Raw genomic sequence first — 24050 nt, 5'->3', positions numbered from 1 at the left:
AACTCTTGGCGGTAAAGGATGGACGTATCACTCGGTCTTCTCACTCTCGTCGTTGTCGTCTGCGCGGCCAGCGCACTCGCTAGACGCTTGAACCTGTCTGTTCCACTGCTGCTCGTTGTGGTCGGTGTCATCGGCTCATATCTGCCGTTTATTCCAGCGGTGAAGTTGGATCCGGAACTGGTGTTGGTGGGAATTCTTCCTCCACTGCTGTACGCGGCCGCTATCCGTACCTCCCTGGTTGAATTTCGCACGAACCTGCGGTCTATCGGCCTGCTGTCGGTCGGATATGTCATTTTTGGCACCGTGGCGATCGGCCTGATCGTCTGGTGGTTGATCCCAGAAATTCCCGTGGCTGCTGCATTTGCCCTGGGTGCGGTGGTGGCTCCGCCGGATGCAGTCGCGGCGACCACGATCGCGCGCCGAGTTGGGCTCCCGCGGCGGGTTGTGAGCCTTTTGGAGGGTGAGTCGCTGGTCAATGATGCGACCGCGCTGGTGCTTCTTCGCACGGCGATCGTCGCCATTGGCGGGAGCGTCACCGTCTGGCAAGTGGCGTCAGACCTCGCTTTTGCTGCCGGTGGGGCTGTAGTGATCGGCTTGGTCGCGGCGTGGCTCCTGCTGCAGATCCGAAAACGGGTTCGCAACGTGGCCATAAACACGTCTATGTCTCTTGCAGCCCCGTTTGTGGCCTATATTCCTGCTGAGGGAGTCAACGCATCTGGCGTGTTGGCTGTCGTTGTCGCCGGCCTCGTGATCGGTACAAGAACGCCAGCTATGCCGGGCGGCGCGTCGCGATTGAGTCAGCGCAGCAACTGGGCGACGGCGCAGTTTCTGCTCGAGAACTCCGTTTTTCTTCTGATCGGATTACAGGTACGGTCGATAATTGAGGCGACCTCAGGCGACTCGCTCGGTGCCGGGCGTATCTGGGGTGCTTGCGCTGTCATCCTCGTTGCGGTTCTCCTGTTGCGCCCGATTTGGGTGTTCCCAGCGATTTATCTCCCTCGGCTGATACCCAAAATTCGACAGGTCGACCCCGCACCGCCCTGGCAGTTGCCCACCATCGTGTCGTGGGCTGGCATGCGCGGTGTCGTCACCCTGGCTGCGGTGTTCGCCCTACCGGAAGGCGTCGCCCACCGTCCAGTCCTCGTTCTCGCCGCCCTAGGAGTGGTGGCCGGAACCCTGGTTGTGCAGGGCCTGAGCTTGCCGCGGCTCGTTCGCCTGCTGGGGGTACGTGGTCCTGATACCAAAGCGGATGCGCTCAGCCAGGCTGCGCTAATGGATCAGGCCACCGCTGCGGGAATAGAAAACTTGCGGCGGCACACTCGGCCCGACGATCCGCCTGAGGTGCTCGACATGCTCGAACGCCGCACCCAGGAACGCAACCGGGCGGCCTGGGAACGCCTCGGACGATCGGAGTTCGCGGACCGCACTCCCAGTAAACGCTACGTACAGTTGCGGCTGGCTATGCTCGATGCGGAGCGCGCCCGGGTTCTGAAACTGCGCCGCTCGGGAGAATACGCCCACGAGGTAATCAGCGAAGTGCTTGAGATGCTCGATGTTGAAGAATCTATGTTGGACACCTCGCCTGACGACGCGGGCAGCACCTTCAGTGCCGAAGCTCCTGCCGCGATCCGGCCCGACACCGCTGGAGTCCCCCTGGGCGCCGGCGGCTGCGAGCATTTACGGGCCGTCGGTGAGCATCCAGTGCCACCGGACTCGGAATGCTACGACTGTGTACGCGAAGGCACTACCCCGGTACACCTTCGGATGTGCCTACTGTGCGGCAAGGTGGGGTGCTGCGATTCATCCGTCGGTCAGCACGCGACCAGGCATTTCCAAGAGTCCGGCCACCCCATCATGTGCAGCGCCGAGCCGAGGGAATTGTGGCGTTGGTGTTACGTTGACGAGCTCCTCGGTTAGCGCGAGCTCGTCGACGCGCCTCGAGATGTGTCCCCGAGGGTGTAGCCTCGGTAGGGGCGTGCACGAGCTTGAGGCCAACGACGCAGCCGATGAGCCCGACAAGCAAAGCGATCTACAGCCAGAAAATGCTGGTGTCCCGCTGACCATCGCCCCGATCACCGTTAGAGGTGCGCCGATGCCAACCCCGACGGCATAGCCTCCCCAATTAGGATTTCGCGCATTGCCCCGGCCAGGCCTCCCATGCTCAGCGCGAGCCCTGCACCGAAAATGACGGTCGGCCACAATTTGGTGAAACCCACGGACCTGCCGAGCGCGGTCGTCCAGACGGCCTCCAGCACTCCGGACGCGATAAGTACGATCCACGACATGACTGTCACTCCTCGGCCAGTCTTGTCGTGCTCCGGGGCTGATCCACCGTCCGGGGTCGCATTCCACGGCCTCCTCGACTATGAGCAGACCCACTGGGCACCCCCGTGCACACAGGCCAGACCCGCGAATGCGGAAGCATCCACTCAGCGCCACTTCGCCCTGACGACTTAGGCGTGCGAGTGGTGAATCACCATTCCGAATTCATTGACCGGCTCGAAAGCGTCTCGGTCCCAGGCTCCGGGGTGCGGAACCGGGCAGTCGACCACGGTATTTCGCGATGAATGGTCGATGGCGTGTTCTCGCATGGCGTGTGAGCAGATCGGGCATGACCGAAAATCGGTCGCGTCCCACTGTTCCGGGCCTCGTGGGGTCTTCCTGTCCTGAATCATGCCATTACGATACGCCGAATTGGACAATTAGGCACGTAACCGCTCTGCGACTTTGCGGCAAACCTCTGGAGTCTGGCCTACTCTTCCCCGAAACCTGATTCCAACAGTTCTGCGAGGGCGGTGATTGCCGGGCCGGCCGACTGGTCAGTCGACGACAGCTGCACGCTGCTTCCCCGAGCCAGACCGAGCGACATGATGCTCAGCAGGCTGCTGGCGTCCGTGCCGTTCACGGTGATCGGAACCGAGAACGTGCTCACCAGATTCACGAATTCTGCGGCGGGTCGTGCATGCAATCCGTCTTTGTTGACGAGGATCACGGTGCGCGAGACCCCGGCCGCTGCGGGCTGTTCAGCGGCCGTTGGGGTACTACTCGACGGGTGCAGCGCTGACTGCGCGGCCGCCACGACCGCATCGAGGTCTCCCCCGATCTCTGCGGCCACGGCTGCGGCCACCCCGCCCTCGACCAGCGGCGCGTCCACAATTCGCACCTGATTTTGCTCGGCATCGTCAAGAAAATCACGCGCGGTTTCCGCGGTCAGAATCGCCGAACCCAGATCACACAGAATCACCACGCCGACGCCGCCGTTCGCCGCGGTGATGCCGTCGCTGATCTTCTCAAAGCTGGTACCGATCCCCCCGGTATCCGTTCCTCCCGCAGCGACCAGTTGCACCGTCGGCGCCATCTGACGCGCAAGTTCAACCAGCCCCGCCGCGATTTTCTCGCTGTGCGAGACAAAAACCAGGCCAACGCGGTCAGCGGATACCGCCGCGCTCACTCGCGGACCATCACGCGGTCGCCAGCACGTCGAAAGCGGCGCGGAGCAGCAGCGACGTCGACTGAGAACCCGGATCCCGGTGGCCGATCGCCCGCTCGCCGAGATAGCTCGCCCGTCCCTTGCGTGCCACCAACGGCTCGGTGGCTTGCGCGCCGCGCGCTGCGGCATCCGCTGCGGCCAGCAAGACGACGTCGACCCCGGTACCGGCCGCTTGCGCAGACAACGCCGCGTTCACGGCCGGTGTCCAGGCGTCGATCATGGTCTTGTCGCCCTCATCCGCTTTGCCACGCAGCACGATGCCGTCGCGGGCTGCAGCCAGAAGGGAAACCAGAGCGGCCGCATCCACCCACTCGGCGTCCCCGACAGCACCGGAGGCCTTCAGAAAAGCCGTGCCGTACAACGGACCGGCAGCACCGCCAACCGTTGAGATCAACGTCGTGGCGACCAGTTTCAGCACCGCTCCGGGCGTTGTCTCGTCGGGCAGAGCGTCGAGCTTCGGCAGGATCGCCTGAAAACCGCGATCCATATTCTCACCGTGATCGCCATCGCCGATTTCCCGGTCGAGGGTATTCAGGGCGGCACGGTTGGCCGCGAGCACCTCAGCGCTCCGGCGAATCCAGCGCACAGTCCAGGCCGTGTCCAGCGTTGGCGCGGCGTCAGCGAAAACGGAGTCTGGTTGATCGTTCAGGGTCATCGAATCTCCTTCTACCGTCCCCACCGTAGCGCCGCAGTCTGCACCGGGGCGTCCCACAGCCCCGTGAGCTCGTCGTCGAGTTTCAGAACGGAGATGGACGTTCCCGCCATCTCGAGGCTGGTCGTGTAGTTGCCGACGAGGCTCCGGGTGACCGTGATTCCCTTCTCTTTGAGCACTTCGGCGGCCCGGCGAAAGACGATGTAGAGCTCGATCTGCGGTGTACCGCCCATGCCGTTGACGAACAGGAGTACTTCGTCGCCGCTTACAAAGGGCAGGTCTTCAAGGATCGGGCCGAGCAGCCGGTCCACGATCGCGTCGGCGGGCTCGAGCTTGATCCGCTCCCGCCCCGGCTCGCCGTGAATTCCAATGCCGATCTCGATCTCATCGTCGGCGAGCACGAAACTCGGCTCCCCGGCGTGCGGCACCACACAGGGAGTGAGCGCGACTCCCATTGTGCGCACGCGGGAATTCACCTTTTCGGCGACGGTAACCACGGCATCGAGGTCATCGCCGCGTTCGGCGGCGGCCCCGGTGATCTTCTCGACCAGAACCGTGCCCGCCACGCCCCGGCGACCTGCCGTGTAGAGCGAGTCCTTGACGGCGACATCGTCGTTAATGATGACCGCGCGCACGTCGATACCCTCAGCGGATGCCAGATCGGCCGCCGTCTCAAAGTTCAACACGTCCCCGGTGTAGTTTTTCACGATGTGCAGCACGCCGGCGCCGCCATCGACGGCCTGGGTTGCCGCGAGGATCGGGTCGGGAGTCGGTGAGGTGAAAACAGCTCCGGGCACCGCGGCATCCAGCATGCCGTAGCCGACGAAACCGCCGTGCAGCGGTTCGTGCCCGCTTCCACCACCGCTGACGATTCCCACCTTTCCCTGCACCGGGGCATCGTTACGCACAATGTAGACCGGATCGTGCGAGATACGCACAATGTCACCGTGCGCCGCCTCGAATCCGGCGACGGCGTCGTTGACCACGTTCTTGGGATCGTTGATGAGCTTCTTCATGACCATCCATTCACTCGGTGATGCCACGGTTCGACAGAGAGAGGACCACGGCAAGGCCCGGGCAGCACCGCCCGGGGCAGCCGTCTTCCAAAAATTACCATACGCGCTGAAACCACGCCCGGAAAGGGGCCCAATGAACCCCGCCAGCCCATTCCCCTCCACGACACCGCGCGCTATGTTATTGCCAACCGCTCGCCGCAGAGGGGCAGCTTCGGCGTCCCCGACCTGATCAGAAAGGTTCTCGTGGAAAATATCGGAGCTGTATTCGTCTCGGAGGTCGTGGGCACTGCAATGCTGGTTCTCCTCGGAACCGGCGTCGTCGCCAACGTCGCCCTGGCCAAGAATAAGGGCCTTGGCGGTGGGTTCCTTATGGTGACCATCGGCTGGGGCTTCGCAGTGTTTGCCGGAGTCGTGGTCGCCTACCGTTCGGGGGCACACCTCAACCCCGCCGTTACCCTGGGGCTCGTCGCCAACGGAGCCAAGGAATTCGGGATGGGAGTCCCCGTCAACGTGGTGTCCGTGCTCGCGTATATCGGGGCGCAGCTGATTGGAGCCATCCTGGGCGCTGTCGCCTGCTGGCTCGCCTACAAGCAGCACTTCGACGCCGAACCCGACCCGGCCAACAAGCTCGGGGTATTCTCCACCGGACCAGCCATCCGCTCCTACGGCTGGAACCTCGTCACGGAAATCATCGGCACGTTCGTGCTGGTCTTCGTCGTCATCGCCTTCGGTGGAGACCGGCAGGGCGCCAACGGCGGTCTGGCGTCTCTCGGAGCGCTTCCCGTGGCCCTGTTGGTCATCGTCATCGGTACCTCGCTCGGTGGGCCCACCGGGTACGCCATCAACCCGGCCCGTGACCTTGGTCCGCGCATCGCGCACTTCATCTTGCCGATCAAGGGCAAGGGCAGCTCCGACTGGGCCTACTCCTGGGTACCCGTAGTCGGGCCCGTCATCGGCGGTCTGCTCGCCGGCTGGGTGGCTATCCCGCTCCTTCCCCTGCTCACCTGACCTGAACAAACGGGCCGGTCCCCGCGGACCGGTCCGTTGTCGTGCGACCAGATCTGCACACGCGCAAACGCCAAGCACACTCACTAGGAGGACACGCACCAATGACTGACTACATTCTCGCCATCGACCAGGGAACTACCAGTTCCCGGGCCATCATCTTCGATAAGGCCGGATCGATCGTGTCGACCGGGCAGCTCGAACACGAGCAGATTTTCCCGCAAGCCGGCTGGGTCGAGCACAACCCGAAGGAAATCTGGGACAACACCCGCGAAGTGATCGGGCAGGCGCTCTCCAAGGCCAACCTCACCCGGCACGATATCAAAGCCATCGGAATAACCAACCAACGTGAAACCGCGGTGGTCTGGGACAAGACAACCGGAGTCCCCGTCTACAACGCCATCGTCTGGCAGGACACCCGCACCCAGCCCATCGTCGACCGCCTCGCCGCTGACGGTGGGGTCGAACGGTTCAAGAAGAAGGTCGGGCTGCCGCTGGCGACTTACTTCTCCGGCACCAAGATCGTCTGGATCCTCGAAAACGTCGAGGGCGCTCGCGCCAAAGCGGATGCCGGCGACCTTTTGTTCGGCACCACCGATTCCTGGGTCCTGTGGAACCTCACCGGCGGCGTTGACGGCGGAGTGCACGCCACCGACGTCACCAACGCCAGTCGCACGCTATTCATGGACCTTGAAACCCTGCAATGGGACGATGAGATCGTAGCCATCTTTGACGTTCCGAAGTCAATGCTGCCGTCGATCCGTTCCTCGTCGGAGATCTATGGCACTGCGCACACCTCGAGCCTGCTGCGCGAGGTCCCCGTCGCCGGTATCCTCGGCGACCAGCAGGCCGCGACCTTCGGTCAGGCAGCGTTCGATCAGGGCGAGGCCAAGAACACCTACGGCACCGGAAACTTCCTGATTTTCAACACCGGCACCGAAATTGTGCACTCCAAGAACGGCCTGTTGACCACCCTTGGGTACAAGCTCGGCGATGACGCCCCGCACTACGCCCTGGAGGGTTCCATCGCGGTGACCGGTGCGCTGGTGCAGTGGATGCGCGACAACCTCGGCATGATCAGCTCAGCCTCAGAAATTGAGGCCCTCGCGAAAACAGTCGACGACAACGGCGGAGCGTATTTCGTTCCCGCATTCTCGGGACTGTTCGCGCCGTACTGGCGTTCAGACGCCCGCGGGGCCCTGGTCGGGCTCACCCGGTTTGTGAACAAGGGGCACATCGCGCGAGCGGCACTCGAGGCGACGGCTTTTCAAACGCGGGAGGTCATCGATGCGGTCAACGCCGACTCGGGTGTCCCCCTCACCGAGATCAAGGTCGACGGCGGCATGATCGCGAACAATCTGCTCATGCAATTCCAGGCCGACATCCTCGGTGTTCCAGTGGTCCGACCGGTCGTCGCCGAAACGACGGCGCTGGGCGCAGCCTACGCTGCCGGCCTCGCCGTCGGTTTCTGGAGCGGCCTGGACGAGCTGCGCACCAACTGGCAGGAAGACAGCCGGTGGACGCCGCAGATGGACGAAGCCGAACGCAGCCGCCAGCTGCGCAACTGGAAGAAGGCGGTCACGAAGACCTTCGGGTGGGTCGACGAGGACGTCCTCTAACGAACAGCCCAAAACTGCGGCGGCCCGATCTCAGACCTGGGTCGCCGCAATCCACGACGCCAGCTTGGCCGTGGCCGCCCCGGAATCAATCGCCTCGGCAGCCACCGCCAATTTGCTGCGAAAACGGTCCAGGATGGCGATCTGCACCTGCGACGCATCATTGGCCAGGTCGAACGCAACCAGTCCGGCCGCGGCGTTCAGCAGCACGATGTCACGAATCGGGCCCGGCTCGCCGGCGAGCACGGCGTGCACGATATCCGCGTTGTGCTGGGGCGAACCGCCCACCAGCTTGCTGATGTGCGCTCGCTTCAGGCCGAGATCCCGCGGGTCGATGTCGTGTTCGGTCACGAGGCCGCGCGAGACCTCCCAGACGTGACTGTGCCCGGTGGTCGTCATTTCATCGAGCCCATCATCCCCGCGAAAGACCAGTGCCGTCGCGCCTCGGGTCTGAAAGACGCCGACGAAGAGCGGCACTCGATCGAGGTCGGCGACCCCCACAGCGGATGCCTCCGGCCGCGCCGGGTTGCACAGCGGGCCGAGATAGTTGAACACGGTGGGGATCCCCAACTCCTTGCGGGTGAGGGCCGCGTGGCGGAATCCGGGATGAAAAGCAGCCGCGAAGGCGAAAGTGATCCCGGTTTCTTTGAAGACCTGGGCGACCCGGGTCGCGTCTCGGGACAGATCGATGCCCAATTCGCCGAGTACATCGGATGACCCGGATGCGGAACTGGCGGCCCGGTTGCCGTGTTTGACGACCGGAACACCGGCCGCTGCGCAGACTATAGACGCCATCGTCGAGATGTTCACGGTGCCGAACTGGTCACCACCGGTCCCGACAATGTCGAGTGCCATCGGATTGACCGGCAGCACAATGGCCTGTTCAAGAATCGCATCCCGGAATCCGACAATCTCATCGACGGTTTCCCCTTTGGCGCGAAGGGCAACGAGAAAAGCGCCCAGTTGGGAAGGAGAGGCCTCGCCGAGCATGATGCGTTCCATGCTCCAGGCGGCGTCTGCCACACTCAGGTCCCTGCCGGAAAGAAGAGAATTTAATATGTTGGGCCAAGACTGCGATTCAAGCATGATTCCGATCATAGGAGAACGGGCCCAACTCCCCCGAATTCACGGCCTGTAAGTGCTGAATTTACCCACCCCGACGGGGTAGAAACTCTCACTTGCACGCCTGTTTGAGAAAAAACTGTGGGAATATCGGCCATAATAGAAGGGTGACCAGCACCTCAATTACTCAGACGGCGAGTGCGCCCGTCGTGAACCGGCCCAACAGCGTGGCTGTAGGCACCATTGTGTGGTTGGGCAGCGAGGTGATGTTTTTCGCGGGGCTCTTCGCAATCTACTTCACGCTCCGTTCAACCTCCCCCGAGCTGTGGCTCTTTGAGGCCGACAAGCACAACTTCACCTTCGCATTGATCAATACTCTGGTGCTGGTGTCGTCGTCGGTGACCTGCCAGTTCGGAGTATTCGCCGCCGAACGGCTGCAGGCTCGTTCAACCGGCTGGAAGCCGAGTGAGTGGGGCATGGTTGAGTGGTTCTTCCTGACCTACGCTCTCGGCGCAATCTTCGTCACCGGCCAGGTGTTTGAATACGCCACCTTGGTGTCGGAGGGTATTTCACTCTCCTCCAACGCCTACGGCTCAGCGTTCTACATCACGACCGGCTTCCACGGCATTCACGTGACCGCTGGCCTGCTGGCCTTCCTTCTTGTGATTGGGCGCGGCTTCGCGGTCAAGAACTTCGGCCATAAAGAAGCCACCAGCGCGATCGTGGTTTCCTACTATTGGCACTTCGTCGACGTCGTCTGGATCGGGCTCTTCCTGGTCATCTACGTTCTCAAATAGAAGTACATACCTAGAAACGGGAGCGGACTACTTCAGCATGACCACGATCAAAACCCCTCGCGCACGCCGGCCACGCAAGACCGGGCGTCGCCATCCACTCGCCAGCGTTGCGCTCATTGCCATCGGACTGCTCTTTACGGGAGGCGCCTATGTCGCCTTCAGCAGCAGCACTGCCGTTGCGACAACGGATGCTTCCTCCCAGCAGACAATCGCCCAGGGTGAAAAACTCTTTGCGGCAAACTGCGCCACCTGCCACGGCCTCAGCGCTCAGGGCTCGTCAGAAGGTCCCAGCCTGATCGGAGTCGGCGCTGCCTCGGTCGACTTCCAGGTCGGCACCGGCCGCATGCCGATGCAGATGCAGGGTCCGCAAGCGCAGAAGAAGCCGGTGCAGTTCACGGCCGAGCAGACTGCAGCGCTTGCGGCCTACGTGGCCTCGCTGGCTCCCGGTCCGGGTATTCCCGCCGCCGAGCTGCTGGACGCTGCCGGCGATGCCGCAACCGGAGCTGAGCTGTTCCGCATCAACTGCGCTATGTGCCACAACGTCGCCGGTGCCGGTGGCGCACTGACCGAGGGCAAGTTTGCTCCTGCCATCGAGAACGTTTCTGCCCAGCACATCTACGAGGCCATGATCACCGGCCCGCAGAACATGCCCGTCTTCAACGACATGAACATCTCGCCCGAAGACAAGCGCGACATCATCACGTATCTCAAGTACGTCGAGGACAACCCGTCACCGGGCGGGCTAGCTCTCGGTTCTCTGGGGCCGGTAGCTGAAGGACTCTTCATCTGGATCTTCGGACTGGGCGCAATCGTGGCCCTCACCGTGTGGATCACGGCAAAATCAAACTAAGAGTCGGTATCCGGTCTTGACACTTCATTCGGTACCGATTGAACGTCGCGTAGCACCACAGTGCACAGTATTTACACCCACAAAGGAGACCCATGGCCAAGGACGATAACGGCGCGGAGGACGTAACCGCCGCCGACTCGCCTGGCGCGCAGCTCGCGACATCCGCCGCAAGCACAGCCGTCGTTACACGGGATGCCCTGGCTAACCCAGGATTCCCGCCGCACCGTCCGCGCATCACCGACCTTGAACACAAGGAAGAGCGCAAGGCTGAGCGCACCGTTTATACGCTGTTCTATGTATCCATCGTGGGTAGTGTCTTCGCGATTGCCGCGTACATGGCCTTTCCGATCGTGGCCGAGGATCCGGGGTCGGTTCGACTGAACAACCTCTTCATTGGTCTCGGCCTCAGCCTCGCGTTGCTCGCCATCGGTATCGGCGCTGTTCACTGGGGCAAGGCGCTCATGAGCGATCATGAGGGTGTTGACGAACGCCACCCCGTGCGTGGGACCGAGCCAGTTCGGGCCCGTGCCGTAGAAATCTTCCAGCAGGCCAATGAGGAATCGGGCTTCGGCCGCCGCACACTCATTCGCAATAGCCTCATCGGCGCGCTCGTCGTCTTCCCGCTCCCGGCGGTCGTTCTGTTTCGTGGCCTCGGCCCGATGGACCAGGATCCGGTGGCCTTGCTCAACGAGACCATGTGGAAAAAGGGCGTTCGCCTCACCATGGACCCGAGCGGAACCCCGATCAAGGCAGCGGATGTCACGCTTGGCTCGTCGTTCCACGTCATTCCCGAAGGCCTGTCCGAAATGGGCCACGGCCGTTTGGAAGAGAAGGCGAAAGCAGCCGTTCTGCTCATCCGAATGGATCCGGACGATCTGATCGAAACGGAAGACCGCAAGTCCTGGTCCTATGACGGCATCGTGGCATATTCTAAGATATGCACCCACGTTGGATGCCCGGTTGCCCTTTATGAACAGCACACGCACCACCTGCTTTGCCCGTGCCACCAGTCGCAGTTCGACGTTGAGAACCACTGCAAGGTCATCTTCGGTCCGGCCAAACGGGCACTACCCCAGCTCCCGATCGCCGTGGACGCTGAGGGATACCTGATCGCGCAAAGCGATTTCACTGAACCAGTCGGCCCGAGCTTCTGGGAGCGAGCATGACCACGATAATCACCCGCGAATCCGCTGAGGACCAGGGCGTCGGGGTGAAGAAAGCCGGTGGCTTCACCGCCTCCGCCGCCAACTACATTGACGAACGTACGAGTATCTCGGGCGCAGTCAAGGAGTTGGGCCGCAAGATCTTCCCCGACCACTGGTCGTTCCTGCTCGGTGAGGTGGCGCTGTACAGCTTCGTCATCATTCTGCTCTCGGGATCATTCCTGACCTTCTTCTTCCAGGCCTCCATGGCAGAAGTCGTCTATAACGGCTCCTATGCCCCGCTCAAGGGCATCCCCATGTCGGCGGCAATGTCCTCCACGATGGACATCTCGTTCGACGTTCGTGGTGGCCTCCTCATGCGTCAGGTACACCACTGGGCGGCCCTGCTGTTCGTGGCCGCCATCGGCCTGCACATGCTGCGCATCTACTTCACGGGTGCGTTCCGCAAGCCGCGTGAGCTCAACTGGGTCATCGGTTTCATCCTCTTCATCCTGGCCATGGCCGAAGGCTTCACCGGCTACTCCCTCCCCGATGACCTCCTCTCCGGTAACGGACTGCGCATCATCGACGGCCTGATCAAGGGCATCCCGGTCGTTGGTACCTGGGTCTCCTTCCTGCTCTTCGGTGGCGAATTTCCAGGTACCGACATCGTTGGACGGCTGTACTCGCTGCATATTCTGCTGCTGCCGGCCATCATCGTCGCGTTGATCGCCATGCACCTTCTGTTCGTCGTCGTGCACAAGCACACCCAGTACCCGGCTGCCGGACACACCAACCAGAACGTGGTCGGCTACCCGGTTCTGCCGGTATACGCCGCCAAGGCCGGTGGATTCTTCTTCATCGTCTTCGGCGTGGTCATGCTCATCGCCTCGCTCTTCACGATCAACCCGATCTGGAACTATGGCCCATACGACCCGTCACCGGTGTCAGCCGGTACCCAGCCCGACTGGTACATTGGCTTCGCCGACGGTGCAATGCGGCTGATCCCGACCGGGTGGGAGTTCGTCTGGCTCAACCACACCTACTCGCTTAACATCCTTGTGGTGCTCATCGTGGTCGGACTGTTCATCGTGACAGTCATGGTCTACCCGTTCATCGAGGCATGGATCACCGGCGACAAGCGTGAGCACCACGTGCTCGATCGCCCGCGCAATGCTCCGACCCGCACCGCAATCGGCGCGGCCGGCGTGACGTTCTACGCGTCCTTGTGGGCGGCAGCGTCGTCGGATATCATGGCCACGCATTTCCACCTGACCATGGAGGGCGTCATTCACACGCTCCAGGCCACTACGTTGCTCGGACCGTTCCTTGCGTTCTTCATCGCCAAGCGGGTCTGCCTCGCTCTGCAGAAGAAGGATCGCGAGATTGTCCTGCACGGCTACGAATCCGGCCGCATCGTTCGGCTGCCCGGTGGCGAATTCGTCGAGGTACACCAGCCGGTTGACGAGTACGAACGCTGGAAGCTGGTCAGCTACAGCGACTTCAAGCCGCTCATGCTGCGCCCGAACGCTCAGGGCAAGATCGGCCCGGCCGAGAAGGTGCGTGCCGGACTATCCCGCTGGTTCTTCGAGGACCGGATTACTCCGGTCACGCAGGCTGAGCTGAATCAGGCTCACGGCGATCACCCTGCGGAGATCACCGACAAGTAGACAGAAATCAAACAGAACGGGCATCGATGTCACTCCAGACTTTATCGGAGTGGCTTCGGTGCCCGAACTGTTTTCTCCCCCTGCATCCCCGCGGCGAACTCATGCTGGCCTGTGAACGGGGTCATTCCTTTGACGTGAATAAACGGGGGTTCGTCAACCTGCTCACCGGCCCACGCAAATTCATCGGCGATAGCGCGGCCATGCTGGAGGCCAGGGACCGATTCCTTCGCGCCGGGTGGTACGACCCACTGCGAGACGCCATCCACACTGTCGTCGCCGGTGAGTCCCCCCGGCGGCTTCTCGACGTGGGTTGCGGAACCGGCTACTACCTGGGCGCAGCGCTGCCCCCGGGAGCCGACGTGCGAGCGCTGGGAATGGACCTCTCCCCCACTGCCGTGAGTCGCACCATCCGCTCGCACGATCGCGTTGACGGGCTGGTGGCGGATGTCTGGTCGCCCCTTCCCATTCGGGCCGGCGCCGCCGACGTGATTCTGAACGTGTTCGCACCGCGCAACGCTGCGGAATTCCAACGCGTTCTGCGGCCCGACGGTCTACTGCTCGTCGTAGTGCCGCAACCGACGCACCTGCGTCAGCTTCGGGAGTCGGGGCTAGCCGTAGAGATGCAAGCCGACAAATCCGCCCATTTGACCACGAGCCTGGCCGCCTGGTTCCGCCTCGAGCATCACGACCAACTCGACCGCACAGTGCACCTGTCACCATTCGAGGTTGCATCGCTCATCGGAATGGGACCGTCCTCGCACCATTCGCGCTCTTCCGCCGGCGAGGACAGCACGGGTCTCGACCAACTCGTGACGGTTGCCTTCGATATCTTCGGCTTTCGGCGTCGATAGCAGGCCGCTGGATGCCCCGGCGAAACGGGCACGTTAAACGACAATACCGACCACCCGTGAGGGAGATCGGTATAGTCCGCGTCGTGTGCTTAGCGGGCGAACAAGCCCCGGTAGTACTCGTAGACCCAGCCGGTCAGGGCCACCAGGCCGAGCCCCAGTCCGATGAAGCAGATCCAGATTCCGACCGCGAGCCCGAGAAAGAGCAGCGCTGTGGATGCGGCCAGGAAGATCGGCCACCAGCTCCACGGGCTGAAAAAGCCCATCTCCGGGTCACCGTCATCGATGTTGCCATCCAGACGGTCTTCGGGCAGTTCCGCGCCCTGGGCGGCATGGACCTTGTCCAGATAGAAGGCGATGAACGCTACCAGCAGGGTTGACAGCCCCAGCGTGAACGTTCCCGCCCATTCCACTTTTCCGTGGGCTGGGTCGAGTAGGCTCCACGCCACGTAGACGACCGTGACGATTCCGAAGAAGGCGGTGAGGACCCAAAGGATGTTGACGTTGGTCTTCATTTACTTGACCTGATTCGAATCGATGTCGTAGACCGCGGCGTCGGGCGCATCCTTGCCAGGGCCGATGCCGACGGGCAGGCCGGCTTCGGGGTGGTTCAGGTCGAAGGCCGGACGCTCGGAGCGGATACGGGGAATAGAAGTGAAGTTGTGGCGCGGCGGCGGGCACGAGGTGGCCCACTCGAGCGACGAACCGTAACCCCACGGATCGTTCACGGTCACCATCGGAGCCTTGCGGGCCGTGATGTACACGTTCAGGAAGAACGGAATCATTGACACCGCGAGAATCATGGCGCCAATCGTCGATACCTGGTTCATCCAGGTGAACCCGTCTTCCGGTGAGTAGGTCGCGTACCGGCGCGGCATGCCCATAACACCGAGCCAGTGCTGGATCAGGAAGGTGGTGTGGAAGCCGATGAACAGCAACCAGAAGTGCCATTTCCCGAGGCTCTCGTTGAGCATCTTGCCCGTCCACTTCGGCCACCAGAAGTAGAACCCGCTGAACATTGCGAACACCACCGTACCGAAGACCACGTAGTGGAAGTGGGCGACAACAAAGTAGGTATCAGACACGTGGAAGTCGAGCGGCGGCGAAGCCAGGATGACACCGGTCAAGCCGCCGAAAGTAAACGTGACGAGAAAGCCGATGGCCCAGATCATGGGGGTCTCGAAGGTGATTGACCCTCGCCACATGGTGCCGATCCAGTTGAAGATCTTCACCCCGGTGGGTACCGCGATCAACATCGTCATGAGCGAGAAGAACGGGAGCAGAACCGAGCCGGTGACGTACATGTGGTGCGCCCAGACGGTGACGGACAACGCGGCAATCGAGATGGTCGCGTAGATCAGGGTCTTGTACCCGAACATTGGTTTGCGGCTGAAGACCGGGAACACTTCGGAGACGATGCCGAAGAACGGCAGCGCAATGATGTACACCTCGGGATGGCCGAAGAACCAGAACAAGTGTTGCCAGAGGATGGCACCACCGTTGGCTGGATCATAGATGTGCGAACCGAAGATGCGGTCCGAGGCTGCGGCGAGCATCGCTGCAGCGAGCACCGGGAAGACCATGAGCGCGAGGAGCGACGTGATGAGAGAGTTCCAGGTGAAGACCGGCATGCGCCACATCGTCATGCCCGGGGCACGCATGGTGATGATGGTGGTGATGAAGTTCACTGAGCCGAGAATCGTGCCGAAACCGGAGAGACCCAGGCCGACCATCCAGAGGTTGCCGCCAACACCCGGCGAGAACGTCGTGCTGGCCAGGGGCTGATAGGCGAACCAGCCGAAGGATGCCGCCCCCTGCGGGGTGAGGAAACCGGCGACGGCGATGAGGCTGCCGAAGTTGAAGAACCAGTAGGCGAGAGCGTTCAGGCGAGGGAACGCGACGTCAGGGGCGCCGATTTGCAGCGGAACCAGAAAGTTGGCGAAGCCGAAGAAGAGCGGCGTCGCGAACATCAAAAGCATGATCGTGCCGTGCATCGTGAACAGCTGGTTGTACTGTTCCTTCGTCTGCACGACGTCAAGGCCCGGGGCGAACAGCTGGGCGCGAATGATCAGCGCCATGACGCCGCCGAGGCAGAAGTAGATGAACGAGGTGATCAGGTACATGTACCCGATGACCTTGTGGTCGGTGGAGGTGATCCACCGAACAAGGACGTTGCCCTTGCGCTCCGCCGACGTGGAGACCGGCGCGGCCGGGCGAGACTCCACTGGTGCGATGGTCGTAGTCATGGCTTAGTTGCCCTCCGGAGCCGTCGGGGCACTGGTGCCCGGCTGATTCTGATTGCGGTCGAACTCATTGTCGAGCTGACCGACGTTACCCGCGGTGCGCAGGGACTCGATGTACGTGTCGTAGTCAGCTTGGGAGACGACTTTGACGTTGAAGAGCATGAGGGAGTGGTATTCGCCACAGAGCTCAGCACACTTGCCCGCATAGGTTCCGATGCGCTGAGGGGTGACCGACATGTAGTTGGTCTTGCCGGGAATGACGTCCTTCTTGTACAGGAAGTCAATAACCCAGAACGAGTGGATGACGTCCCGAGATTCCAGTGCTATCTCGATGGTCTTGTCAACCGGGAGTACCAGCACGGGAAGCTCGGACTGGTTAATCGCGCCGGTTTCGCCGTTGGGATCAAGCTGGCCCTGGATTCCGGGTGAGTACACGTCTTCGTCGACGTAGTTGAAGTCCCAGGCCCACTGCTTGGCCTGAACTTCAATCGTCACATCGGGATTGTCGTAGCGTGCCTCGATGGCGATCTGGTCGCGCACGGTGAAGGCGAAGAAGCCGACGACGAGAATGAGCGGCACGACGGTGTAGAAGATCTCGATCGGCATGTTGTACCGAAGCTGAACCGGAAGCCCGGTCTGGCCCTTTCGTCGACGATAAACGACGATCGTCCAGATGATGAGGCCCCAGGTGATGAGGCCCACGACCAGGAGCACGATCCACGAGGTGGTCCAGAGACCCGCAATGCGATCGGTCTGATTGGTCACCGCCGTCTCGCCCTCTTCTTCAAAGCCGGGCAGGAAACCATGGAGCTGGGCTTGCGTGCATCCGGCCAGTACAACGGCTAACGTCGCTGCGAGCGGAATGGCAGCCCAACGAAGGCGGTGATTATTGCGCACCGGGGACCTTTCGGGAGATTCGAGGACGCTTCTCAGGAAGCGTTTTGATCGATTCCTAGCTTACTCCGCGAGAGTGCACACGAAGTGCACTCCGGGTCGGGTCGCACACGATTTGTGCGCGTGAAACCCTGTTGATGGAGCATTTTCGGGCGAATCCGGTGCAGATTGGGCAGAAAAAAAGCGGGGACACCATCAAAGTGATGATGTCCCCGCCGGTGGAACTTTTTTTAGTGGAAGGAATCCCCGCAGGCGCAGCTGCCGCCAGCGTTCGGGTTGTCAATGGTGAAACCCTGCTTCTCAATCGTGTCTTCGAAGTTGATCGAGGCGCCGTCGAGATAGGGAACGCTCATCTTGTCGACAACGACCTCGACACCGTCGAAATCGACGAGCGCATCCCCGTCGAGTACGCGTTCGTCGAAGTAGAGCTGGTAGACGAGGCCGGAGCAGCCGCCGGGCTGCACGGCAACGCGCAGACGCAGGTCTTCGCGACCTTCCTGAGTCAACAGGCTGCGGACCTTGAGCGCCGCTGCCTCGGTGAGTCCGACGCCGTGTGCAGCGTGTGCGGTGTCAGTAGGCGCGGTGTCAGCAACGCTGACGGTTTCTGTCATGGTGTCGGTCATGCTTCTCCTCGGTTCACGCAATCACGCTCAGTGCGGTCTCATAGATGACGATGTCATAAATTCTACCTTCGACAACCAGAAAGTCGACGCGGGCATTCCCACGCTCTCACATTTCTTTGGCCGTCGGCAGTTGACCCGGTGTTTGTTCAGTGTCCGTTGCGTTCGTTCAGGCTTCCGAGCAGGAATGCCTCACTGAGTACGGCGCGTTTGAACACGCCGAGGTGCAAAGACTCATTTGGGCTGTGGGCCCGGGAGTCAGGGTCTTCCACTCCAGTCACCAGGATCTGAGCCGTCGGAAAGACCCGCACCAGCTCGGCAATGAACGGGATCGACCCCCCGACACCGATGTCGACGGGGGGAACGCCCCAGGCAGCCGTCATGGCGGAACGAGCTTCGGTCACGGCCCAGCCGCTGATATCGACGAGGAAGGGCTCGCCGGTATCCACATCGTCGATCTCGAGAACCGCGCCGAACGGCGCGTGCTCGTGCAAGTGCGCCTCGATGGCTGCGGCGGCTTCAACCGCGGACTGGCCGGGAGCGATGCGAGTGCTGAGCCGAACCGTCACCGCGGGGGTGAGAGTGTTGGAAGCGTTGTCGACGGTGGGTGCGTCAATTCCGGTCACAGTGAGGGCTGGTTGCGACCAGATCCGGCTCAGGATCGAGCCGTGGCCGATCGGGCTGACGCCGGGCAGCAGGCCGGTTTCTGCGCGTAGCTGTTCCTCTGAATAGTCCGGTGTAGGAACGTCAATGGCGGTGAGGCCGTCGACGGCCACCGACCCGTCTTCGTTGTACAACGTTGACAGCAATTTGATGGTGGCGAGCATCGCATCGGGGACGGCTCCACCGAACATACCCGAGTGTGAAGCGTGGGCGAGCGTGCGCACGGTCAACCGAAGCGTCACGTTTCCGCGCAGGGCAGTGGTGATTGCCGGCGTGTTGATGTCCCAGTTGTTGGAGTCGGCTACCACGATGACATCCCCGCGCAGAGCCTCGCGGTTCTCGTCGAGGAACGTGGCGAAGGAGCGGCTGCCGAATTCTTCCTCGCCCTCGATGAACAGCGCGATTCCCAGATCGAAATCGGTGCCGACGGTCGCAACGAGAGCGCGGATGGACGCGACGTGCGCCATGACGCCAGCCTTATCGTCGGCAGCTCCCCGCCCATAGAGTCGGTCGCCGCGCACGGTGGGCGTGAACGGATCGGACTCCCAATCCTCGTCCTGGCCGGGAGGCTGCACGTCGTGGTGCGCATAGAGCAGGACGGTCGGTCGTCCGTTGCGGGCCGCGCGCGACGCCAGAATCGCTGGCTGCCCGAGTTCGGCAGCGCCGCCCGAGTTGCTGGGAGCAATGGCGGCCTGCACGATGTCGACCGACTCGAACACGTCAAGCCCGCGCACCAGCGCGGCGACGGCGTCGGCACTCGCGGCGACGTGCGAACGATCGAAGGCCGCCCAGGACACCGACGGGATGCGCACCAGCGCGCACAGGTCGGCGATCGTGCTGGGGAGACCCCGTTCGACCGCGCCCCGGAGGCCGGCCTTGGTGACCGAATCGGCGGCTGAATTGTCGCCGGAATTGGCGGCAGCGTCGGGCGTTCGGCCAGTGGAATGGGAATTCGTCTGTGGGTTACCAGTCATACCGGTAATCTTAAGGCACCCAATTGCAAGGATTTGATGTGGCCAAGCCTCCCGTAAACCCCGACGCCCAGCCGTCGATTGAAAGTTCCGACGAGACCGCAGCGCGCCTCGGTCTCTCGCACACAGCAGGCAAGGGTCAGGCAACCCCGACCCGCAAAAAGCAGGAAGCGGCCAACAAGCGCCCACTGGTTCCGGATGACCGCAAACTCGCAGCCAAGCAGGCGCGCGCTAAGTCGACCGCCGCGCGCGACGTCGCGCGTGCCGGAATGGCTGCCGGTGTGGACAAGTACCTGCCACTGCGGGAACGCGGCTTGCAGAAACGCTACGCCCGCGACTACGTTGATGCCCGGTTCAACGTCGGGGAGCTGATGATCCCGATCATGTTCCTGGTCATCCTCCTCACCACGATCCCGAGCATCTCGAGCTACTCGATCATCGCCCTGTGGGCGTTCTTCATCTTCGCTGTCGTCGACTGCGTCGTACTCGGCTTCGTACTCACTAAGAAGATCGAGGCCAAGTTCGGTTCTGACAAGGCTGAACGCGTGCGTTGGTACGCGGCTATGCGCGCGCTCCAGCTGCGGCCGATGCGGCTGCCCAAGCCGCAGGTAAAGCGCCGCCAGTACCCGGTTTAGCACCGGGTACTCCGCGGGCGGTTTCGGCGGGTTACCGAGCGAAGGCGCCCGCTCGGATCAGCGGCACACGCACTTCCTCATCGGTGAGGGAACCGTGCTGTCCGATCATGCCGCGTGCCTTCTGGTTCGCCGGGCGGGAGTCGTAATACGCGATGGACTTGCGCGCGGCGACCAGCACGTCGCCGATGCGCGGCAACACCTCGTCGGCTACCCGGCCGTACAGGCCGGCCGCCACCGCTTCATCGCGGGTGTAGACCCAGGCGCGGTCCCCCTGAGACGCCCGCCAGGCATCCGCCAGCGTGTCGGCGGCGTTCGAGTCGGACCCGGCCGCTGACCACTGCGGCTCGAGGTAGAGCTGCACGCAGCGCGGGTCCCCCGCAATGTGGCGCACGCCGGCCACGAGCGCTGGCTCGGTGTCAAAGAGCACGTGTTTGGTACTCGGCACGTCGATCACCCCGTGGTCGGCGGTGAGCAGCACGCCCTCGTCGGAGCGCAGAGTGGCAGCGAACCGGGTCACCTCGGAGTCAAGATTCTCCAGCTGGGCCAGCCACCGATCAGACTCCCACCCGTGCGCGTGCGCTGCCACGTCGAGCTCGGCCACATAGAGGTAGATCAGGGCGGTGGGATTCTCATTCAGGATGCTCCGCGTGGCGGCAAAGCGATCGGCCACCTTCTCGGCCGGCACGTACTGGGCGCCGCGCAGTACCGCTTGGGTGAAGCCGGAGGCCACGAATCGTTTGGGGCCAATGGCGAAGCTCGGCACGTTGTCATCGGCGGCCAGGTCGAAGACGGTACGGGCCCGTTGCCAGGTGGCCGGCTGCATGCCGTCATCCCAGCCGGTGAGCTGATTCACGACGCGGTCGTTGGCCCCGTCGAGCACCTGGTAGCCGACCAGTCCGTGCTGGCCAGGTTCCACGCCGGTGGTGAGCGTCGCGATTCCCGCGGCCGTCGTGGCCGGGAAGACTCCGTCGATGATGCTCGATTTGTTGAGCCGGGACGACAGGAATCGTGCGTGCCCGGCGCGTGCCCGGATCGAGCTGACGCCGAGCCCATCGGCCAGAATCACGACCGCCTTGCGCACGGCGGGCAGGCCCAGCGTGTTCGGCCGGGCGCAGACGGCGTCGAGGGAACTGGTGAGAACATCGGCAAGGCGCAGAGCACTGAATTGGCGGGCCGGTAGCATGGTGGGCATCGGGTCTCATTCTTTCACAGGGACGAACCCGAGCCCTCCAGCGCTCCCGAGAGCGCTCCCTACGCAGTGCAGCGGTGACCGTTCGATCGGTTGCCGTGGCACGCTTGAAGCAGAATTTTTCAATGAGCCGCTCAGACAGCACCGCACCAGCCGCCAGCACAGCCAGCACCGAGCGCATCGAAGACGTCGATGTATCGGTGGAGATGCAGGGGTCGTTCCTCGAGTACGCCTATTCGGTGATCTACTCCCGGGCTCTGCCCGACGCCCGCGACGGTCTCAAACCGGTGCAGCGTCGCATCCTGTATCAGATGAGCGAAATGGGATTGCGCCCCGACAAGGGCCACGTGAAGAGCGCCCGGGTTGTGGGCGAGGTGATGGGGAAGCTGCATCCGCACGGCGATACCGCGATCTACGACGCCCTGGTGCGCATGGCCCAGTCGTTCTCCCTGCGGGTTCCGCTCATCGACGGGCACGGCAACTTCGGCTCGCTCGACGATGGGCCGGCCGCGCCCCGCTACACCGAAGCCCGCCTAGCCGCGCCCGCTCTCGCAATGACCGAAAACCTCGACGAAGACGTCGTCGACTTCGTGCCGAACTACGACAACCAGCTCACCCAGCCCGACGTGCTGCCAGCTGCCTACCCCAACCTGCTCGTCAACGGCACGAGTGGCATCGCCGTCGGGATGGCCACCAACATGGCGCCGCACAACCTGATCGAGGTCGTCGGGGCCGCCCGGCACCTGCTCGCCCACCCGAACGCAACACTCGATGACGTCATGGAATTCGTGCCTGGGCCGGACCTGCCGACCGGCGGTACCATCGTGGGATTGGCCGGCATCAAGGACGCATACAGTACCGGCCGCGGCAGCTTCAAGACCCGCGCCCGCGTCTCGGTCGAGGCGATCAGCGCCCGAAAAACCGGGCTCGTCGTGACCGAACTCCCCTACCTGGTCGGCCCGGAAAAGGTGATCGAGAAGATCAAGGATGGTGTCAACTCCAAGAAGCTGAGCGGCATCTCGGACGTCACCGATCTCACCGACCGCACCAAGGGACTGCGTCTGGTCATCGGTATCAAGACCGGTTTCAGTCCCGATGCCGTGCTCGAGCAGCTCTACCGGTACACCCCACTGGAAGACTCGTTCAACATCAACGCTGTCGCCCTCGTCAATGGAGCCCCGCAGACTCTTGGGCTGCTCGAACTGCTGCACGTCTACGTCAACCACCGCATCGAGGTCGTCACCCGTCGCTCGGCCTATCGACTGGCCCGGCGCAAGGAACGCCTGCACCTCGTGCTTGGCCTGTTGGTGGCGATCCTTGACATCGACGAGGTGATCCAGGTGATTCGCGCGAGCGACGACACTGAGCAGGCCCGCGCAAAACTGATCGACGTGTTCGACCTCAGTCAGATTCAGGCCGAATACATTCTCGAACTGCGGCTGCGGCGCCTCACCAAATTCTCCCGCATCGAGCTCGAATCCGAACGTGACCAGTTGCTCGCTGAAATCGCGAAACTCGAGAAACTACTGTCCTCGAAAGCCGCGATCCGCACCCTGGTGTCAGAGGAACTGGGCGCGGTCGCCGAGAAGTTCGGCACGCCACGTCGCACAGTCCTGACCGAGGCCAAGCCGAGCATTGCCGGCCTGTCGGTGGCTGCCGCCAAACGCCAGGCGGCCGTGCTCGAGGTGCAGGACATCCCCACCCGCGTGTTTCTGAGCGTGACCGGGCGCATCGCCCGGGTCGATCTGGTCGCTGTCGACGATTCGCTGCCGCCGCGGATCCAGCCACCGCAGCGCCGCAGCAAACACGATGCCGTGCTCTCGACGCTCGACACAACCAGCCGCACCGAGGTGGGCGCGGTGACCAACCGGGGGCGGCTCATCCGCTTCTCCCCCGTCGACCTGCCTGTGATGCCGCCGACGTCCATTCAGCTCGCCGCCGGGGTGCGCATCAGCGAATATCTGCTGCTCACCGACCAAAAGGAGCGAGTGCTCGCGATCGTCTCGCTGGACTCCGACCGGGCGATCGCGCTCGGCACGCGTCAGGGCATCGTGAAGCGGGTCACTCCCGGCGACTGGGCCAACAAACCCTCCTGGGAGATCATCGCGCTCAAGCCGAAGGACGAGGTGGTCGGCGCGGTGCAGGGTGCAGAGGACGACGACCTCGTCTTCATCACGACGGATGCGCAACTGTTGCGCTTCACCGCCGCCGGTGTACGGCCGCAGGGCCGAGCAGCCGGCGGCATGGCCGGAATCAAGCTGACGACGGGGGAAACCGTCGTGTTCTTCACCAGCCTGTCAGCCGAGGACGTGGCGGCGGCCGTTGTGGCCACCGTGGCGTCAAGCAGTCAGACCCTCCCGGGCACCGACCCGGGGAGCGCGAAGCAGAGCGATTTCTCGGAGTATCCCGCCAAGGGTCGCGCCACCAGCGGTGTTCGCGCCCAGCGCTTCCTCAAGGGTGAGGACACCCTCGCCGTGGCCTGGGTCGGGCGAGCTCCGGCCCGGGCCGTCGGTCCGGACGGCACTCCCCGCACCCTGCCGGACTCCGGCTCCCGCCGGGACGCCTCCGGAGTCATGCTCGACGCGTCAATCGGAGCAATCGGCACCGAAATCTAAGCCCGCGCACCTCGTGGCACGCGTTGGAGAACGCGGCACTGGTTTGAACACGTGCCGGCTTCTCAAATACGT

The 24050-nt window shown here is 62.9% G+C and carries 20 protein-coding genes and 1 pseudogene; 10 read left to right on the top strand and 11 right to left on the bottom strand.

What is annotated here, in order from left to right; translation table 11 throughout:
- The first annotated feature begins 18 nt into the window (after positions 1-18).
- Entirely contained in the window at positions 19-1917 is a 1899-nt protein-coding gene (locus CXY77_RS19425) for a Na+/H+ antiporter (protein ID WP_092340167.1), read from the top strand.
- 61 nt (positions 1918-1978) lie between these two features.
- Here CXY77_RS19425 and CXY77_RS19420 read toward each other — a convergent pair.
- The 4 genes and pseudogenes from CXY77_RS19420 to dhaK form a co-directional block, all read right to left on the bottom strand.
- A pseudogene (locus tag CXY77_RS19420) lies at positions 1979-2285 on the bottom strand (multidrug efflux SMR transporter); the annotation flags it as partial.
- Positions 2286-2752: 467 nt separating this feature from the next.
- Positions 2753-3451: a dihydroxyacetone kinase phosphoryl donor subunit DhaM gene (gene dhaM, locus CXY77_RS19415; RefSeq protein WP_233197529.1), complete on the bottom strand. Its 699-nt coding sequence runs from the start codon at positions 3449-3451 to the stop codon at positions 2753-2755.
- Positions 3452-3461: 10 nt separating this feature from the next.
- A complete protein-coding gene (dhaL, locus tag CXY77_RS20815) occupies positions 3462-4145 on the bottom strand; it encodes a dihydroxyacetone kinase subunit DhaL (RefSeq protein ID WP_092340168.1) in 684 nt (227 codons plus the stop codon).
- Positions 4146-4156: 11 nt separating this feature from the next.
- Positions 4157-5158, bottom strand: coding sequence for a dihydroxyacetone kinase subunit DhaK (dhaK, locus tag CXY77_RS19405; RefSeq protein WP_092340221.1), 1002 nt, complete (start codon positions 5156-5158; stop codon positions 4157-4159).
- Between the two features lie 243 nt (positions 5159-5401).
- Between dhaK and CXY77_RS19400 the strand changes: the two genes are divergently transcribed.
- A complete protein-coding gene (locus tag CXY77_RS19400; RefSeq protein WP_092340169.1) occupies positions 5402-6166 on the top strand; it encodes an MIP/aquaporin family protein in 765 nt (254 codons plus the stop codon).
- A gap of 101 nt (positions 6167-6267) precedes the next feature.
- Entirely contained in the window at positions 6268-7782 is a 1515-nt protein-coding gene (gene glpK, locus CXY77_RS19395; RefSeq protein WP_092340170.1) for a glycerol kinase GlpK, read from the top strand.
- Positions 7783-7812: 30 nt separating this feature from the next.
- Here the strand turns inward: glpK and trpD are convergent, their stop codons facing one another.
- The gene (gene trpD, locus CXY77_RS19390; protein ID WP_104130796.1) at positions 7813-8865 is read right to left on the bottom strand and encodes an anthranilate phosphoribosyltransferase; all 1053 of its coding nucleotides are present in this window, start codon (positions 8863-8865) and stop codon (positions 7813-7815) included.
- A 143-nt stretch (positions 8866-9008) separates the two neighbouring features.
- Between trpD and CXY77_RS19385 the strand changes: the two genes are divergently transcribed.
- From CXY77_RS19385 to CXY77_RS19365, 5 genes are all read left to right on the top strand, one after another.
- Positions 9009-9638 (top strand): heme-copper oxidase subunit III, encoded by a 630-nt coding sequence (locus tag CXY77_RS19385; protein ID WP_233197528.1) that lies wholly within the window; start codon positions 9009-9011, stop codon positions 9636-9638.
- Positions 9639-9675: 37 nt separating this feature from the next.
- Positions 9676-10488 carry a cytochrome c gene (locus CXY77_RS19380; RefSeq protein ID WP_092340171.1) on the top strand — a complete coding sequence of 271 codons (813 nt, stop codon included), beginning with the start codon at positions 9676-9678 and terminating at the stop codon, positions 10486-10488.
- Between the two features lie 92 nt (positions 10489-10580).
- On the top strand, positions 10581-11654 hold the full coding sequence (locus tag CXY77_RS19375) for a ubiquinol-cytochrome c reductase iron-sulfur subunit (RefSeq protein WP_092340172.1): 1074 nt from the start codon (positions 10581-10583) through the stop codon (positions 11652-11654).
- Positions 11651-13300 (top strand): ubiquinol-cytochrome c reductase cytochrome b subunit, encoded by a 1650-nt coding sequence (locus tag CXY77_RS19370; protein WP_092340173.1) that lies wholly within the window; start codon positions 11651-11653, stop codon positions 13298-13300. The genes CXY77_RS19375 and CXY77_RS19370 overlap by 4 nt, the downstream gene beginning before the upstream one ends.
- Before the next feature lie 26 nt (positions 13301-13326).
- Positions 13327-14151: a putative RNA methyltransferase gene (locus tag CXY77_RS19365; protein WP_104130750.1), complete on the top strand. Its 825-nt coding sequence runs from the start codon at positions 13327-13329 to the stop codon at positions 14149-14151.
- Between the two features lie 89 nt (positions 14152-14240).
- Here CXY77_RS19365 and CXY77_RS19360 read toward each other — a convergent pair whose 3' ends face one another.
- From CXY77_RS19360 to CXY77_RS19340, 5 genes are all read right to left on the bottom strand, one after another.
- A complete protein-coding gene (locus tag CXY77_RS19360) occupies positions 14241-14663 on the bottom strand; it encodes a cytochrome c oxidase subunit 4 (protein WP_092340175.1) in 423 nt (140 codons plus the stop codon).
- Positions 14664-16394 carry a cytochrome c oxidase subunit I gene (ctaD, locus tag CXY77_RS19355; RefSeq protein ID WP_092340176.1) on the bottom strand — a complete coding sequence of 577 codons (1731 nt, stop codon included), beginning with the start codon at positions 16392-16394 and terminating at the stop codon, positions 14664-14666.
- Positions 16395-16397: 3 nt separating this feature from the next.
- Positions 16398-17288: a cytochrome c oxidase subunit II gene (gene coxB / locus CXY77_RS19350; RefSeq protein ID WP_092340177.1), complete on the bottom strand. Its 891-nt coding sequence runs from the start codon at positions 17286-17288 to the stop codon at positions 16398-16400.
- Between the two features lie 227 nt (positions 17289-17515).
- The gene (locus CXY77_RS19345) at positions 17516-17896 is read right to left on the bottom strand and encodes an iron-sulfur cluster assembly accessory protein (protein ID WP_092340224.1); all 381 of its coding nucleotides are present in this window, start codon (positions 17894-17896) and stop codon (positions 17516-17518) included.
- A 158-nt stretch (positions 17897-18054) separates the two neighbouring features.
- Positions 18055-19542: a dipeptidase gene (locus CXY77_RS19340; RefSeq protein ID WP_104130749.1), complete on the bottom strand. Its 1488-nt coding sequence runs from the start codon at positions 19540-19542 to the stop codon at positions 18055-18057.
- A gap of 38 nt (positions 19543-19580) precedes the next feature.
- On the opposite strand from CXY77_RS19340, the gene CXY77_RS19335 reads away from it, so the two are divergent.
- On the top strand, positions 19581-20174 hold the full coding sequence (locus CXY77_RS19335; protein ID WP_092340179.1) for a DUF3043 domain-containing protein: 594 nt from the start codon (positions 19581-19583) through the stop codon (positions 20172-20174).
- A 31-nt stretch (positions 20175-20205) separates the two neighbouring features.
- Here the strand turns inward: CXY77_RS19335 and CXY77_RS19330 are convergent, their stop codons facing one another.
- On the bottom strand, positions 20206-21366 hold the full coding sequence (locus CXY77_RS19330) for an alkaline phosphatase family protein (RefSeq protein ID WP_233197527.1): 1161 nt from the start codon (positions 21364-21366) through the stop codon (positions 20206-20208).
- A gap of 122 nt (positions 21367-21488) precedes the next feature.
- Between CXY77_RS19330 and CXY77_RS19325 the strand changes: the two genes are divergently transcribed.
- Positions 21489-23978, top strand: a complete 2490-nt coding sequence (locus tag CXY77_RS19325) for a DNA topoisomerase (ATP-hydrolyzing) subunit A (RefSeq protein ID WP_104130748.1) — start codon at positions 21489-21491, stop codon at positions 23976-23978.
- The last annotated feature ends 72 nt before the right edge of the window (positions 23979-24050 follow it).

This window comes from Cryobacterium sp. N21, from assembly GCF_002929575.1.
GTDB lineage: Bacteria > Actinomycetota > Actinomycetes > Actinomycetales > Microbacteriaceae > Cryobacterium > Cryobacterium flavum.
The sequence above is the reverse complement of the archived record's forward strand: the minus strand, read 5'-3'. Positions and strand labels throughout refer to the sequence as shown.